The 14,301-nt window shown below is 41.8% G+C and carries 19 protein-coding genes; 5 read left to right on the top strand and 14 right to left on the bottom strand.

Translation table 11 applies throughout. From position 1 onward, the window contains the following. Positions 1 to 6: 6 nt before the first annotated feature. From rpl37ae to D6D85_RS09625, 10 genes are all read right to left on the bottom strand, one after another. On the bottom strand, positions 7 to 255 hold the full coding sequence (gene rpl37ae, locus D6D85_RS09580; protein ID WP_237558811.1) for a 50S ribosomal protein L37ae: 249 nt from the start codon (positions 253 to 255) through the stop codon (positions 7 to 9). Continuing rightward, positions 236 to 1,099, bottom strand: a complete 864-nt coding sequence (gene rrp42 / locus D6D85_RS09585; protein ID WP_237558812.1) for an exosome complex protein Rrp42 — start codon at positions 1,097 to 1,099, stop codon at positions 236 to 238. Before rrp42 ends, rpl37ae begins: the two co-directional genes overlap by 20 nt. Then, entirely contained in the window at positions 1,053 to 1,814 is a 762-nt protein-coding gene (gene rrp41, locus D6D85_RS09590; RefSeq protein WP_125671825.1) for an exosome complex exonuclease Rrp41, read from the bottom strand. Before rrp41 ends, rrp42 begins: the two co-directional genes overlap by 47 nt. Beyond that, positions 1,814 to 2,485 (bottom strand): exosome complex protein Rrp4, encoded by a 672-nt coding sequence (locus D6D85_RS09595; protein ID WP_125671826.1) that lies wholly within the window; start codon positions 2,483 to 2,485, stop codon positions 1,814 to 1,816. Before D6D85_RS09595 ends, rrp41 begins: the two co-directional genes overlap by 1 nt. After that, a complete protein-coding gene (locus D6D85_RS09600) occupies positions 2,482 to 3,156 on the bottom strand; it encodes a ribosome assembly factor SBDS (RefSeq protein ID WP_125671827.1) in 675 nt (224 codons plus the stop codon). Before D6D85_RS09600 ends, D6D85_RS09595 begins: the two co-directional genes overlap by 4 nt. Before the next feature lie 12 nt (positions 3,157 to 3,168). Continuing rightward, entirely contained in the window at positions 3,169 to 3,909 is a 741-nt protein-coding gene (locus tag D6D85_RS09605) for an archaeal proteasome endopeptidase complex subunit alpha (RefSeq protein ID WP_237558813.1), read from the bottom strand. A 61-nt stretch (positions 3,910 to 3,970) separates the two neighbouring features. Further along, positions 3,971 to 4,339, bottom strand: coding sequence for an Rpp14/Pop5 family protein (locus D6D85_RS09610; RefSeq protein WP_125671828.1), 369 nt, complete (start codon positions 4,337 to 4,339; stop codon positions 3,971 to 3,973). A gap of 19 nt (positions 4,340 to 4,358) precedes the next feature. Continuing rightward, positions 4,359 to 5,030: a hypothetical protein gene (locus D6D85_RS09615; protein ID WP_125671829.1), complete on the bottom strand. Its 672-nt coding sequence runs from the start codon at positions 5,028 to 5,030 to the stop codon at positions 4,359 to 4,361. Next, complete coding sequence (locus D6D85_RS09620; protein ID WP_237558816.1) at positions 5,008 to 5,448, bottom strand: RNA-binding domain-containing protein; 441 nt, start codon at positions 5,446 to 5,448, stop codon at positions 5,008 to 5,010. Before D6D85_RS09620 ends, D6D85_RS09615 begins: the two co-directional genes overlap by 23 nt. Then, positions 5,448 to 6,011, bottom strand: a complete 564-nt coding sequence (locus D6D85_RS09625; protein ID WP_125671885.1) for a 50S ribosomal protein L15e — start codon at positions 6,009 to 6,011, stop codon at positions 5,448 to 5,450. The genes D6D85_RS09620 and D6D85_RS09625 overlap by 1 nt, the downstream gene beginning before the upstream one ends. A gap of 129 nt (positions 6,012 to 6,140) precedes the next feature. Here D6D85_RS09625 and D6D85_RS09630 point away from each other — a divergent pair, with 129 nt between their 5' ends. Continuing rightward, a complete protein-coding gene (locus D6D85_RS09630; RefSeq protein ID WP_125671831.1) occupies positions 6,141 to 7,337 on the top strand; it encodes a redox-regulated ATPase YchF in 1,197 nt (398 codons plus the stop codon). On the opposite strand, the gene D6D85_RS09635 is transcribed toward D6D85_RS09630, so the two are convergent. Together D6D85_RS09635 and D6D85_RS09640 are read right to left on the bottom strand one after the other, a co-directional pair. Beyond that, positions 7,338 to 8,417: a sugar phosphate nucleotidyltransferase gene (locus D6D85_RS09635; protein WP_125671832.1), complete on the bottom strand. Its 1,080-nt coding sequence runs from the start codon at positions 8,415 to 8,417 to the stop codon at positions 7,338 to 7,340. Continuing rightward, positions 8,374 to 9,030, bottom strand: a complete 657-nt coding sequence (locus D6D85_RS09640; RefSeq protein WP_125671833.1) for a 30S ribosomal protein S3ae — start codon at positions 9,028 to 9,030, stop codon at positions 8,374 to 8,376. Before D6D85_RS09640 ends, D6D85_RS09635 begins: the two co-directional genes overlap by 44 nt. Before the next feature lie 110 nt (positions 9,031 to 9,140). Here D6D85_RS09640 and D6D85_RS09645 point away from each other — a divergent pair, with 110 nt between their 5' ends. From D6D85_RS09645 to D6D85_RS09655, 3 genes are read left to right on the top strand one after another with little or no spacing between them, the layout of a single operon-like run. Next, positions 9,141 to 9,977, top strand: coding sequence for an energy-coupling factor ABC transporter ATP-binding protein (locus D6D85_RS09645; protein ID WP_125671834.1), 837 nt, complete (start codon positions 9,141 to 9,143; stop codon positions 9,975 to 9,977). Further along, on the top strand, positions 9,974 to 10,774 hold the full coding sequence (locus D6D85_RS09650) for an energy-coupling factor ABC transporter ATP-binding protein (protein ID WP_161969811.1): 801 nt from the start codon (positions 9,974 to 9,976) through the stop codon (positions 10,772 to 10,774). Before D6D85_RS09645 ends, D6D85_RS09650 begins: the two co-directional genes overlap by 4 nt. Beyond that, positions 10,771 to 11,505, top strand: a complete 735-nt coding sequence (locus D6D85_RS09655; protein WP_125671836.1) for an energy-coupling factor transporter transmembrane component T family protein — start codon at positions 10,771 to 10,773, stop codon at positions 11,503 to 11,505. The genes D6D85_RS09650 and D6D85_RS09655 overlap by 4 nt, the downstream gene beginning before the upstream one ends. 117 nt (positions 11,506 to 11,622) lie before the next feature. On the opposite strand, the gene truD is transcribed toward D6D85_RS09655, so the two are convergent. Continuing rightward, positions 11,623 to 12,738, bottom strand: a complete 1,116-nt coding sequence (truD, locus tag D6D85_RS09660; protein WP_125671837.1) for a tRNA pseudouridine(13) synthase TruD — start codon at positions 12,736 to 12,738, stop codon at positions 11,623 to 11,625. Positions 12,739 to 12,743: 5 nt separating this feature from the next. Further along, positions 12,744 to 13,100, bottom strand: coding sequence for a peptidyl-tRNA hydrolase Pth2 (gene pth2, locus D6D85_RS09665; RefSeq protein WP_125671838.1), 357 nt, complete (start codon positions 13,098 to 13,100; stop codon positions 12,744 to 12,746). Positions 13,101 to 13,152: 52 nt separating this feature from the next. On the opposite strand from pth2, the gene fen reads away from it, so the two are divergent. Continuing rightward, positions 13,153 to 14,178, top strand: a complete 1,026-nt coding sequence (fen, locus tag D6D85_RS09670; RefSeq protein WP_125671839.1) for a flap endonuclease-1 — start codon at positions 13,153 to 13,155, stop codon at positions 14,176 to 14,178. Positions 14,179 to 14,301 lie beyond the last annotated feature (123 nt).

Below are 14,301 nucleotides of genomic sequence, written 5' to 3' on the forward strand. Positions count from 1 at the left end.
GTAGGATCACTGCTGTAGCGCTGATTCTGCATGAGTCGCTATAGAGGTTTCCGGTTCCCAAGCACCTCCTGTGAACTCAAAACCACATTTTCTGCATCTCCAAACGCCAACAAACACTCTTTTGACAGCCAAAGCTCCACAGTTGGGGCATTTATACACTGCCTTACTTTTCATTAAGACCTGCTCAGCTCTTCTTCTCACTCTGTATCCATACTTAACGGACGATATCTTTGATCTAGGCGGTCTCTTGACCAACTCTTAACACCTCCTCAAGCACAGACATCAACTCCTTCCTCTTCTCCCTGGCAATCTCATACATCTTTTTAATCTCAACGTCTCTAAAGAACCCCTTTCTTAATTGTATAGAACATATTCTCCCTTGCCCATCTATGGCCATCGTGATCATCGCATCGGATGCTATTTCTTCGTCTAGATTAGGATCTAGGAGTATGTAGTCCCCTATCTTAACAAATGTGAAGTTCATCACCGGATCGCTAACCGGAACTGAAATCTGCTCGTTCATCACCGCTGGTGTTCCATCTGAGCTCAAGCTTACCTTTGGGATTTTAGATTTGGCGAGCGCTATCACAGTAGCTAGCGTGAGAGCATCCGCTAAGTTGCCCTTGTGATCCAATACATACATGTCCAGAAATAAAAGATACACAAGCTTTCCTGGAACTATTACTAATTTATCTAAGTCAACATATTTGGAGCTCCTTAAAGCTCTATCCACTATTCTAGCTAGCTCTATTGAGTTCTCATCTGGAGGACCTGGTTCAAAGCTTGGCGATGCAAGCGGAAGCAACTCTACATTAGAGACCATTACTCCCTTTTCTGGGGTGTCAGGAAACGGCTCTCCTATATCTGCGCTTACCCCAACCAGAACCTTAGTTCCGCCCAACGAAAGCCAAGCCTCCCCGCAGGATTTGGTGTAAGATCCTGGTCTTACCTCTATTTCTCTCATTTCATAAAAGGATCTTCCATCAACCCTCTTTCCATTTTTCAATTCCTTCAGCATATATTCCTTCATCAGAGATGAACCTATGCTTTCTTCATACAGTTTGACCCCCTCCCACAACTTTTCTTTCCACGAACACAAAAGGCCTTCTCAGAGCCTCTTTTTGTAACTCATACACGAGTTCACAGCAGGACATACCGAGAGATAATGCCTCATTGAATTGGGATTCGTCCATCGGACCATCCATTTGCAGTAAAGTTATCACTCTGTCCTCGAACATCACAGCTATAGGCATGTCAGCATCTCCCCACATGTCCTCATCATGTCCAGGATCCACAACAATGACATCGCCTATTTTCCCTATAGAGCAAGCAGCAACAAGCCCCCTCATCGCTATTCCAGCCTCTGCTAATGCTAAAGAGGCTGCTGTTATTCCAGCCACTCTAGTGCCAGCATCTGATCTGAGGACTTCAACAAATATATCTATCGCCGCTCCTGGATACTTCTCGACGAAAATAGCCTGTTCTAGTGCGTTTCTTATAACTTTTGATAGCTCAATGCTCCTTCTGTCCGGCCCAGGCTTTCTCCTCTCCGGTGTGGAGAAGGGGGCCATGTTGTATCTAACTCTCACTAGGGCTCTGTCCGGCAAAGCCATGTGTTTTGGATGCACTTCTCTCGGCCCAAATATTGCTGCAAGTATTCTGTTTCCTCCCCATTCAACTAGAGCTGAGCCATCAGCTCTATCAAGCACTCCAACTTCCATTTTTATCGGTCTCATCTCCCTCGGTCTTCTGCCATCAGTTCTAAGACCATTCTCATCTATCAGCTTCTCAGGCCTTCTCTCAACGTACAACATCAGGAACCACCTGCTAAAATCGTATCTAATAGTTTTGATATTCTATCGCTTAGACCTGATATGTGGGATTCCTCCTGTATCACCTCAAGCGCCCTCATTATCGCCATAAGACTCCTGTGATCCCTTGGCTTCACCACAACAAATCCGTTCTGAGCAACCAGTATCTCGCTCCCAGTTTTGCTCGAAAGTATGTTTAACATGGAACCTCTCCTCCCTATAACCCTCGGAACCTTAGCTGGATCTATTTCCAGTAAAACACAACCCGATATCTTGCCCAAACCCTCAAATTCTAGCGTTAAGAGTGGGCTTGACATTCCATCAAAAGCCTTCACCTTGGCTAGTATGACATCGCCTACCTCAAGACCCAATTTGTTGTTTCTTGGCGGGACTATTACAGCAGTGAATGGAGAATTTATATCGACAAGTATAGTTCCCCCGGATATCTTTTCTATTTTTCCAACGACTAAATCATTCACTTTTGGAATATAAGCTGATGCAAGTGGAATTACATCCACTTTATTGCCCTCTAAAGATGCCAAACCCAGAAGAGCCGATCTCAAGAAGCCCTCCTTGTCGATATACACATTATCTCCTGGTGTCATCCCTTTTGCAATTTTTTGCCCGGGAATCACAATTTCCCTATCCTTAACATAGACTTCAGATCTGTTCAAAGCTCCACTCTCCCCCCTATTTTTCCAATCCTCTCTGTTACAAGCATCTGAGCACCAACTGGTATCTCCACATGAAAACTGACAGTTGATCCATCTTCGGACCACTTTTCTGATAGTATATCTCCCTGTCCCTTGAGGAAACCTCTGACCTCTGACCAGCTTGAAGCTGGCACTATAACTTTTATTTTAATCTTAGAACTTTTTAATGGAAGATACTTTCTTATTTGTTCAACTACATCCTTAACCTGTCTTTCTGGTTCCTTAAATGGATCTATTTTTGCCTTGGACTCTTTTATTGCACTTATTATTCTCTGAAGAGAATGAGGCGCATTTGTATTTGGATCTACATAATTCTTCTGTATAAAGCTTGCTATCCAGTTCATCTTCTCCTCCTGCAGCTTTTTCCTTCTCTCAGCAGTTATCTGGACCTCCCCCTCCCTTATTATTATCTCAGCTATTTTATATATGTCAGTAGTACCAAAAACAGAATTAAGATCAGATTTTGAGGCTTTCTGTCCCTTCTTGAAGTCGGTAAATACCTCCTCCAGAGCTATCACATCGCTTATCGGGATCTTCTTTCCCTCGAGCAGCTGGTATGCCTTATCTGCATTTACCACTATTTCGAATTTTTTCCCTCCTTTTTCCAGCCTAGCAAGCACTGTTTCAGTCATGTTATCTTCCCCTTAAGAGGGCTTCTCCTCTCTTGGAAGCTTGTTTATTATCCTCTGTATTTCCTCCTTTGTAAGGAGCCGGAACTCCTTCGTTTTTGTGTCTATAACAGCCATCTCAACTGTGTTTTCATTTATAGGCTCCTCCTGTCCCTTTGCTGCAGCAGATACAGCAAGAACTAGAGCTTCCTCAAGCGACATATCCGGCTTGTATCCATCTCTGAGGTAATCGTTCACCTTATCTGAATTCATGCCTGCTGCATAAGCTTCATAACTGTAAAATGCTCCACCAGGATGTGTTATGTAAAGCTCGGGCTGATCGTCAACCCCTCCAAATATCATCATGACACCAAATGGTCTGAGACCAGCATACTGGGTATACTGCTGCTTAAACATGGCTATCCTCTTTGCTAAGTTCTTCACAGTTATAGGTTCTCCGTATATTAGTTTATTGTATTGTGCCTCCTGTCTGCTTCTGTCTATGAGCATTAAGCCGTCTCCTACAAGCCCTGCAGCTATAGCACCTATGTGCTTGTCTATCTGGTGTATTTTTGTTGGTGGTTCGGCTAAAGGCGAGACATATTTCTTCACAGCAAGAAGTACTACACCCTCCTTGGACTTAACTCCCAGCGCTAATGCAGCTCTTTTTGTCGCAGCTAGAGCATATTCCACCTGAAGAAGCCTACCATCCGGACTGAAGACGGTTATAGCCCGATCATATCCCCGAGAAAGTTGTGGAAATACCAAACTTCTCACCTATCTTTTGTTGTCGCAGAGGGCTTATAAAGAGTTTATTTTTTATATATCAGCTAAAATATTATATTATATTAGGCTTTCCCTCCCTATTTAAAACCTCCCTTATCTTCCTCAAAGACCCGGAGATCGAGAGGATCCGCAAGTAGCCCTGGGCCTCCGGGAGACATGTTACTAAAAGGAAGATTACATCACTATATGACTTATTAGTACATTTTATAACTCCATATGACCCATTAAAATACATAACTTTAAAATCGATTGTTGAACCGCACACAACACCGTACATCTTGCTTCTTGCTTTCCTCAGAAGATCAGATAGATCTCCCTGAAATTCTGGCTCCACCTTGAAGAGAATGTACCTCCTTCTATCCTTTACTCCAATGGGTATCTTAGGCTTTAACTTTTTTCTTCTCAATCTGGACCATAACATACTTAGCCACCTTAATATCCTAAACTTCAACCTTTTTCACACCCTTGTCAAGCAGATTTCTCCTCTCCAAAGCGTGATATGGATAAGTGCTCACCGAGCAGACCCACCTATCCAAACTACCTCCTAGTAAAGAGTATGCCACAGAATAAGAAGCTATTTTATCGAGAAGATGACCGCTAGGAGATCTCATCCTTGTGATTATAACCGGGACCTTCCTGAAGAAAGCTATCTCTATTTCCCTCCTAATATTTCCAAGGTTTATACCTTTCTTTGCCATTGAAAGCAAATCTAAGAGAGGCACCTCCAAGAACCCTTTTTTCTCCTCCAGATAAACAGCACAGACATCATCAAATATCATATCAGGAACCTTTATCACAATAGAGTCTATTATCTTCGCTTTAGATGCCTCTCTGCACTCCACTAAGGAGTGAGGAACAGCTGAAAGATAATCCACTAGAGGTCTCAACTTTCTGGCAGTTTGCATCCATTTACTTTCAGACGTGTCCACTTCTGCTGTTAAAATAATCTTCACATCATCTTGGAATGTTATATTCTTCTTATCTTCCTTGGACGATATGATAACACCTATTGCAGCAAGACCAATTATTTTAGCTCTTTCAAGATCGTTTCTATAATTAAGAGCATCAGAGAACTTTAAATCAATGAACTCATTTGCCGGCAAGGAGATCATCCAGCACTTCTGAGAGGAGATCTTTAACTGAGTATGGTTTATAATAGTGAATTATAAGTTTTACAGCTCCTCCGTATCCTCCTTTGAATAGCGATAGATCTTTGAGAAGTAACTTCTGCTTATCAAATCTTATGTGCAACTTAGCACCCTCCAAATTTCTATCCAGCGAACTTGCTATTTCCTCTATCACTGATCTTTCCATCCTACTTTTTATGGAGTTCCACTTGTCCTCAGCTTCTTTCCCCTCTATAGAGAGCAAAATCCTTTTTATTGTAAAGCCATGTTCCGAGTGCACTTTCATTACAGTAAAATCTCTGTCCTCCTCTATTAAGTTCCTTATTATCGTCTGAGCAATATCCACTCTCTCTGTTGGATATGTAAGGAAGTCTACTTCCAGCCTCCTCACCTTAAGGCCCATCAAAGTTTACTCCTTCTCTTCTTTTTCAATCTTTTAACATGAGGAGGTATTCCTCTACTTTTCCTAAGACCTCTCATCTTTTTTCCAGCGCTTGTCAGACCTCTGAAAACTCTCCTCTTATTGGCTGGATTGAGAAGCCAGTTTAGGTCCTTGTCCGATTTAATAGCTGGGTTGTGTGGATCCACCATTATGACCTCATACCAGAAGTACTTTCCATCCTCGGCCACATAGTAGGAGTTCAGAACCTCCATATTTGGAAACTTTCTAGCAGCTCTCTCCTCTGCTATAAGCCTTATGCTCTTCGCTGGAGTTAGCTTTTCCACTCCCATTCCTGCTGGTTTTCTTCCTGCTCTAGGTCTTGGCTTTCTCCTCCCTCCTCTTCTTACCCTAACTCTTACCACTATAATTCCTTGTTTGGCCTTGTATCCAAGCTCCCTAGCCCTGTCCAGTCTAGTGGGTTTATCCACTCTGACAACGGCGGGCTGTCTCCTCCATTCCACCAACCTAGCTCTCCAGAGTTTTACCAGCTCTGGATCCTTCTTTCTATTTCTCCATATGTACATCTCGTAGAACCTTGCTGGCAATTCCTTCACCTTGCTCGAGGAGCTCCTCTTGTGGGATTTAAAACCTAACTTTTTAATATATGTAGTTTTGCACATAAAGTATAAAAGGAAAGGTTGCTTCACTTTGAGATGCTCTTAGGAATAGTTGGAAAGACAAATGTGGGAAAAAGCACTTTTTTCTCAGCTGCCACTATGTCTGAGGTGGAGATAGGAGATAGGCCTTTTGTCACAATAAAGCCAAACGAGGGCATTGGATATGTGAGAGTTAGGTCTGTCTGCACAGAGCTTAATGTGAAGTGCAATCCCAAATACGGTTGGTGTAATGGAATAAACAGATTCGTCCCAATCAAGCTGATGGATGTGGCAGGCCTTGTTCCAGGAGCACATCAAGGTAGAGGATTGGGCAACCAGTTTTTAGATGATCTAAGGAAGAGCGATGCAAATATAATAATCGTAGATGCTGCTGGATCCACGGATGATGAGGGTAGACCAGTCCCCCCTGGAACTCACGATCCCATAAGGGATGTTCAGATAGTTGAGGAGGAGTTCACCCTCTGGATTGCTGGAATTTTGAGAAAAAATTTAGAAAAGGTATCTAGGAGGATACTATCTGGAGAAAAACCGGAAAAGTTGCTTTCTGATGTGTTGTCTGGGCTAGAAGTTAAACCTGAAGATGTAAAGAGAGCGATGGATGAGAGTGGGTTAAATCCAAAGATTCTTCTTCAAGGAAAAAATGAAGACATTCTAAGGTTTTCGGAATGTTTGAGGAGAAATTCTAAGCCCTTTTTAATAGCTGCGAACAAGATAGATGTATCAAAAGCTGGAGAGAATTTTGAGAGAATGAAAAAAGAGCTTAGAGAGGTTGTAATTCCAGTTTCGTCTCAAGCCGAGCTGATACTCAAGAAAGCAGCTAAAAGCAAGCTAATAAAATACGAACCAGGAGACAGCAGCTTTTCCATCATAGATGAGGCAAAATTGACCGATGCACAAAGGAAAACCCTAAAGTTAATTGAAGAAAGGGTCTTAGATGTTTATGGATCGACAGGCGTGCAGAAAGTGCTGGAATCTGCTGTATTTGATGTCCTAGGATCTGTTGTGGTTTTTCCTGTGGAAAATGAAAATAAATTCTGCGATAAAGATGGAAACATCCTTCCAGATGCTTTTATAATGCCAAAAGGATCTAGAGTTATCGATCTTGCAATGAGAATACATAGCGAGGTAGCCGAAAGAGCTGCCTTCGCAATAAACGCTAGAACTAAGGAGAGAATCTCTTTAGAGACAGAACTTAAGCACAGAGATGTTATTAAAATATTTTTGAGGAGATGATTACACAATAATCCATCCGTTTACTCTACATGCACACCTGATAGCTTGATTTGAGGATAATATCAGACCATATTCCGATGGGGTTAGCTCTATCCCCTCCGCATAAGATCCATCGCAAAGAACAGATCTCTTAATCATAGTATTATCGCCTAAAGAGGCCCCTTTCATCAACACAGAGTCCTCTACAGAGCTGTTTTTCCCAATAATGTTGCCTTCCTCAAGTGTGACGTTCTTTCCAATGAACCCCCTTATGAAGGAGTCCCTTCCTATATATGCTGGGCCCTCCAGTTTTTTATCCTCATCTACCTTGAAATCCCCTCCAATGATCAAAGGTCTTTCTATCTTCGTTCCTTTGGGTAGGGGATCAGTAAAGCCGCCCAGAATATCCTCAAATAAGTATTTCTGGGCCAAAAAAATATCCTCAAATCTGCCTATATCGGTCCATTTATCACCTAAATCGACTAAAGCCACCTTGTCTCCCCTTGTAACAGCCCTTGTTATGGCGTCTGTTAACTCATATTCCCCTCGAGGAGATAGGCTTATGTTCTTCAAATGGTCAAATATTGTCTGCGAGAAAAGAAAAACCCCAGCGACAACCATATTGGATGGCTCTTCTCCCTTTTTAGGTTTCTCTATAATTCTCTTTAAATAACCATTTTCCTGAAGGATGACCCCATAATTCCAAGGATCCTTTACCCTTGCAACTCCAACCACGTGATCAGCTCTGTCCTTGGCGGATATCAGCTCATCCAGCATGTTCCATTTGAAGTAAACATCAGCATATGTTAGGATAAAATCCTCCTTCAAGGAGCCTTCTAGATTTAAAAGGGCATCTCCAGTTCCCATGAGCTCTTTCTGCCGGAATATTCTTATGCTACTATAGGAGAACAGGTGTTTCTCGACAAGCTCACATAAGTGGCCTACAAGAACAGATATTTCGGCTACACCGGATTTAAACAGGGCGGAAATATGATAATCCAATAAAGAGGTCCCGGCAAGAGGTATGAGGGGTTTTGGTCTGGTTAGGGTTATAGGTCTAAGCCTCTTCCCCTTTCCCGCTGCTAACACTCCTGCTTTCAACTTCTCCTCTCACCACTTCTGGAAGAGCTTCGCCAAACCTTAAAACCACTATTTTTCGCGGCTCTATATTTTTAACTGGGGCTATCTTCGTCGATAATCCCTGGATATTTGTGTTTATTTTAGCTGGGTCCTCGAATATAGAGGATCTCACTAGTTCTTCCAAGGAAAGCTGGGGTATTAACTCATCTAGATACTGTTTAGCTCTCAACCTTATAGCAGTTTCCTGGCTGTGTCTAACTCTCACAGCTGTTGTTATAAGATAGAACACTCTAACATGATGCCCATCTTTTGTTATGCCCTCTGACATAACATCTATTCTGCTCGTCCTCCTTTGTATTATCGACCTGAGATAATCCCTGTTAAGCAACTCCTTGACGAATCTCGCATAGGATTTAGAGCCATCAACCCTGAATATCTTGAATACCAGTTTGTATTTTTCATGTGCAAAATCTCCTGTTATATCTCTGACAGATACCTCCACGTTTCTTCCTATCAGACTGTCCTGATCGGAGGCTAGGGTTTCTCCTAGCCATTGGCCTGGAAACACATCAGCAGCATAGATCTGGAACCATGTCTTCGATCTCTTTGCCTTCTTCTTTCCACTTGACGACAAATTTTCTCCTCCCTATGCTGAGATAGACGATCAAACTTAAATTTACTTCTGGTGATTGCCAGCTGCTTGGGTTTAAAAATTTTTATCCCATCAACATTGTAAGAGCTGTTATGATCAGAATAGAGGATGTAACTTTTACCTATGCCGGAAGGAAAAAGCCTGCTATAAGGAATGTAAACCTTGATATAAATCGTGGGGAGTTTATTCTAGTAGTTGGAGCCAGTGGAAGTGGAAAATCCACATTGTTGAGGCTCTTAAATGGACTTATACCGCATTTCTATGAGGGGGAGTTCAGGGGAAGAGTCTTAGTTGATGGTGTTGACACAAGGGAAACCAGCGTATCAAAGCTATCTAGAAAGATCGGTTTGGTATTTCAAAACCCAGATAACCAGATAGTAACTTTGCATGTGAAGAGAGAGCTTGCATTTGGGCTTGAGAATATAGGAATGAGGAGGGAAGAGATAGAAAAGAGGATAAGAGGAATTATAAAGGAGATTCATATGGAGAGAATCGAGGATAAATACACGGATGAGTTGAGTGGAGGGGAAAAGCAGCTTCTGGCCATAGCCGCAACCCTTGCGATGGAGCCCGATATAATAGTCTTAGACGAGCCTACAAGTGAGTTGGACACTGCTAACGCTATGAGAATAGCAGGTATATTGAGGAAAGTCCATGAAAAGGGGAAGGGTGTGATTGTATCGGAGCACAGACTGGATCTTTTCATCCCCTTAGCTGATAGAATAGTTGTCATAGACGATGGAGTTATAGTAGCAGACGGTCCTGCCAAAAAAATAGTCAAAGAAGTAGATTTCGCAAAACACAGAATAAATGAGCCCCTAGCTATAAGAATTTACAGAGAGGTCACTAGAAGAGGAATTAGTATTGAAGAAGTTCCACTGGGAGTGAAGGACATCATAGAATTTCTAAGAAAGGTGAGAGGGAATTGATAGAGATAGAAAGAGTGAGTTTTAAGTATTCAGGATCAAATGAATATGCGTTAAAAGACCTAAGCCTCTCCATAAGCAGGCCTAGTATAACAGCTATCGTTGGAAGAAATGGTGCTGGAAAATCCACATTGTTGAGGCTCTTAAATGGACTTATACCGCATTTCTATGAGGGGGAGTTCAGGGGAAGAGTCTTAGTTGATGGTGTTGACACAAGGGAAGTTGATATCTCTGATCTCTCAAGAAAGGTGGGTTTAGTATTTCAGAATCCAGAGCATATGTTCTTCTCCGAGACTGTATGGGATGAAGTCATCTTTGGACCTAAAGCACTGGGAAGGAATGATTTTGAGGAATTAGGGGAAAAAGCATTGAGATTAACCGGGTTAACTGATATGAAGGATTATCCTCCTTGGTCTCTCAGTGGAGGAGAGATGAAGAGGCTATCTATAGCCTGCATCTTGTCCATGGAGACTGATTATATAGCCCTGGATGAACCAACTGTTGGACAAGATGCTGTATCAAGGAGGGAGCTAATAGAGATCTTGAGGAATTTAAGGAATATGGGAAAGGGAATTATAGTAGTTTCTCATGATTTAGAATGGATCTCCGACCTTAGACCGGATAGAATAATTGTGATCAGAGATGGTTATGTGTTTGTAGATGGAGGTCGTGATCTCTTAGCTGATGTCACTATACTGGCTAGAGCGGGTCTAATTCCTCCAATGAGTGCGATAATTGGAAGAGCGATTGGAGTGAGAGGTTTTGGGATTGATGACATCTTGAAGGAGGTCTTAGGTTGATAGACCCTACAAGGATATTCAAGGCATTTCAGATATCAAAAGAAAGAACTCCATACTCATCGCTTCATCCGATGACAAAATTCCTAATATTTTTGTCGTTTTTAGTGATCCCATTGCTAAGAGATGATATAATCTCACAATTATCCATATTTCTGCTTCAAGTGCCTATTATGATCTGCTCAAAAACTGGAAAAAGAATAGGAGAAAGTCTTAAGGGGTCTTCTCTATTTCTCATAATGATAATTGTACTCAATTATATATTTATAAGGGATCTTCTCTATAGTATAGCAATGGGATTGAGGCTGACAAACCTGCTTGTGGCTTCAGCCATTTTAATGGTAGCAACGAACCCAATGGAGATAGGGGATATTCTATTTATGATCAGAGTTCCGTATTATATAACCTTTTCATTTGTTATAGCTCTCAGATTTGTACCTGTCCTCGCAAGAGATGTTGAGAACATAGTTGCAGCTCAGAGAAGTAGGGGTATGAAGATCGCTACTGGAGGGCTTCTGAAAAGGGCGAGAAGCCTCATTCCTCTTCTTATTCCAATGATAATAATATCTATAAGGAGAAGCCAGCAGTTGAGCGAGGCTCTCGAGGTAAGAGCTTTTGGAAGTGGAAAAAGGAGTTTTTATTACTCTTATAGATGGAGCTACTCTGATATAATTTTTATCTTGTATACTATTATATGTTGGATAGTTATAGTGAGAGGGTATCCTTTCCCCTAGTTCCACTCTAGATCTTCTAGGGCTTGAGGGGAATGGATGAGTTTTCCTCTCCACGAATTCACCTATGGAGGTGAAGGAGATGAAACAGCATGGTGTGTCTGCTGGAGATTTATACAATCAGAACCCACACATTTCCGGATCCCTGGGTTTCACAATCTCCCTCACGAATACCGTTGCATAAGATCCTGAATTCAAAAAGAAACTCATAAAAACAGTTTTTCCAAACACAAAAACCTTCAAATCTTTAGCTATGGAAATCCCTGGCCTCAATGATCCCAGAGAAGAGCATTCAGGGATCTCTTTTATAAGGAAGTCATCTAAACTGATATTATCCTCTTTCAACATCTCTTTGAGCAGTTTATCCATATATGGATTTTTCACTTTTGTATATGCTCCAGGTACTGGTATAAGAAGAGTTCCCTCCTGCCTTCCATCATACCTCCTTACCCAACCATCCCTTCCTAGAACAAGATCTCCCTCCATCGGGTTAAGTTTATCTAAAGCCCTTTTGGAGAGAAGCTTGTTGAACAAAAATGATTGATAGGATTGCACAAGAATTCTCAAAATTCCCACTCCAACCGATCTAAGAGACCTTATGTAATCACTCTCAGGCGTTACCTTAAATCCCCTTTCCGCCAATGCTTCTAAAGCATCCTTAAATCTCCTCTGCAATATCATCCTTCCTATCTCATGGTTAAATGGTCTCTTATACCCAAACCTCTGATATCCATAAAAATTTAAAAATCCTCTCGAGGCAAGTTTTGCTAGATTTACGGCTTTTTCAGGACAGGTCTCTCTAATCCCTATAATGAATTTATTTCCCGATCCAATACCGGGAGCAAGAAACTTATCATATTTTCCCACCAATCTTATTGTAATTCCATCTCCTTTACAAAAACTTCTTCCCCTGACCTCGCTTGTAGCAAACTGAAAGGAGATCGATCTTTTATCCTTCATTCCGGCAAAACCAATTTTATCAACTCTTATCCCTAACAATGAAGATACAACACTCTTTAACCTGAGAAAATCCACTGGCATTGTCTTTGCAATAACATAGAGAAAATATCCCCCTTTTCCATCAAACCCATTCCTCATAGCCGAGGATGCTGTAATTCCATCCAAAACCTCGTCAACCAAGAAATCGCTCAATCTTCTCCGCAAATATCCACTTGAGAAATCATTAGTGAGGTAGCACATCATCCCAAGCTCTTTGTCTATATCAGGAGGTTCCAAATAGCTCACCTTAACAATTTCAATCCACCAGTTATTTTATCTATTCTCTCGGAGAGGTCTGGTCCTACGGCAACAGCTGTTGCAGTTCCGGGTGGTATCTCAGTTAGTCCGGCATCCCTGACCAGATAGCATGCTAGTCCAGAGGATTTAGCCTCCTCATAGATTTTCATAAGCTCCTCCTCAGACTTCACCTCAACAACGACCTTCTTGGATCCCTCCTCCTCCCAAATTTTGAGGAGATCCGGATATTTCTTCCTAGCTTCTTCGACAGCACCACAAGCAGCATGAGCAACTTGAACAGCTATCTTTCCTCTACTCATTTCCAGATCAGTTCTAACTACTATAACTTGTTTGGTCCTCATTATGTGAAGATCATCAGTAAGGCTTAATTATATTGTGGGTTGTCTTTACTCAATGGGAGTAAAAATAGGAGATCTGGTGACAGCAGTTGAGATAGAAATAAAGGACCTCTCAGGAAAGAAAATAGCCATAGATGCTTTTAACACAATGTACCAATTTCTCTCGAAGATAAGACAGCCAGACGGCTCTCCTCTTATGACAAGCAAGGGGGAGATAACCTCAGTTCATTCTGGCATACTTTACAGGACAGCAAACTTACTTGAGGATGGGATAATACCAGTTTATGTGTTTGATGGGGAGCCTCCTGAATTCAAAAGGGAAACTGTGGAGAAGAGGAGGGAGGAGAGAGACGAGGCAAAAAAGAAGTGGGAAGAAGCCCTAAAGATGGGAGATCTTGAGTCAGCGCAGAAGTATGCACAAGCAGCCCTCCTTCTCACAGAGGAAATGATAGAGGATGCAAAAAAGATACTGAAGTTGATGGGAGTTCCTGTTGTCCAAGCACCAAGCGAGGGAGAAGCTCAAGCAGCTCATATGGCTAGAAAAGGAGATGTATTTGCAGCAGCATCTCAGGATTATGATTCTCTCCTATTTGGCTCTCCAAGACTCGTGAGAAATCTCACAATAACCGGAAAGAGGAAGCTTCCAGGAAAGGATGTCTATGTGGAAAATCCACCGGAGATAATAGAGCTGGAGAGGACTCTGTCGGACCTAGGAATAACTAGAGAACAGCTGATAATAATTGGGATAATAGTAGGAACTGATTACAATCCAGACGGAATAAAAGGTTATGGGCCAAAAAGAGCTCTAGAGGTTGCTAAAAAATGCAAAAAGCCAGAAGACATAACTAGATTTGTTGAATGGAGTTTTGATATAAGTCCAGTAGACCTCTACAATTTCTTCTTAAATCCTCCTGTCACGGATAGCTATAATGTGGACCTATCTCCACCAGACAAGGAGGGCCTAATAAGGTTCATGGTAGATGAGCATGAGTTCTCGGAGGATAGAGTGAGGAAAGTGGCTGAAAGAGTTGAGGAAAGCTTTAAGAGGGCTAGCTACAAGGGATTGGAAGCTTGGTTCTGATATATTCCCTAGATTTCTTAGGGCTTATTAAGCAGCTTCACTGGATTTAGTCTTAAATTCAGTGAGCTTTTCTTAACAAAATACAAAATCATTCCAAATCTTAAAAAGATATATACATATAGT

Source organism: Candidatus Methanodesulfokora washburnensis (assembly GCF_003947435.1).
In the GTDB taxonomy this organism is placed as follows: Archaea; Korarchaeota; Korarchaeia; order Korarchaeales; family Korarchaeaceae; genus Methanodesulfokora; species Methanodesulfokora washburnensis.

Bases quoted from the DNA above. Each gene is read 5' to 3' on its own strand.
- D6D85_RS09615 (WP_125671829.1), bottom strand. From the start codon at position 5,030: ATGATCTCCTTGCCGGCAAATGAGTTCATTGATTTAAAGTTCTCTGAT.
- pth2 (WP_125671838.1), bottom strand. From the start codon at position 13,100: ATGAGGACCAAACAAGTTATAGTAGTTAGAACTGATCTGGAAATGAGT.
- D6D85_RS09625 (WP_125671885.1), bottom strand. From the start codon at position 6,011: ATGTACATATGGAGAAATAGAAAGAAGGATCCAGAGCTGGTAAAACTC.
- rrp41 (WP_125671825.1), bottom strand. From the start codon at position 1,814: ATGTTGTACGTTGAGAGAAGGCCTGAGAAGCTGATAGATGAGAATGGT.
- D6D85_RS09645 (WP_125671834.1), top strand. From the start codon at position 9,141: ATGATCAGAATAGAGGATGTAACTTTTACCTATGCCGGAAGGAAAAAG.
- D6D85_RS09620 (WP_237558816.1), bottom strand. From the start codon at position 5,448: ATGGGCCTTAAGGTGAGGAGGCTGGAAGTAGACTTCCTTACATATCCA.
- D6D85_RS09600 (WP_125671827.1), bottom strand. From the start codon at position 3,156: ATGACTGAAACAGTGCTTGCTAGGCTGGAAAAAGGAGGGAAAAAATTC.
- D6D85_RS09610 (WP_125671828.1), bottom strand. From the start codon at position 4,339: ATGTTATGGTCCAGATTGAGAAGAAAAAAGTTAAAGCCTAAGATACCC.
- fen (WP_125671839.1), top strand. From the start codon at position 13,153: ATGGGAGTAAAAATAGGAGATCTGGTGACAGCAGTTGAGATAGAAATA.
- D6D85_RS09630 (WP_125671831.1), top strand. From the start codon at position 6,141: ATGCTCTTAGGAATAGTTGGAAAGACAAATGTGGGAAAAAGCACTTTT.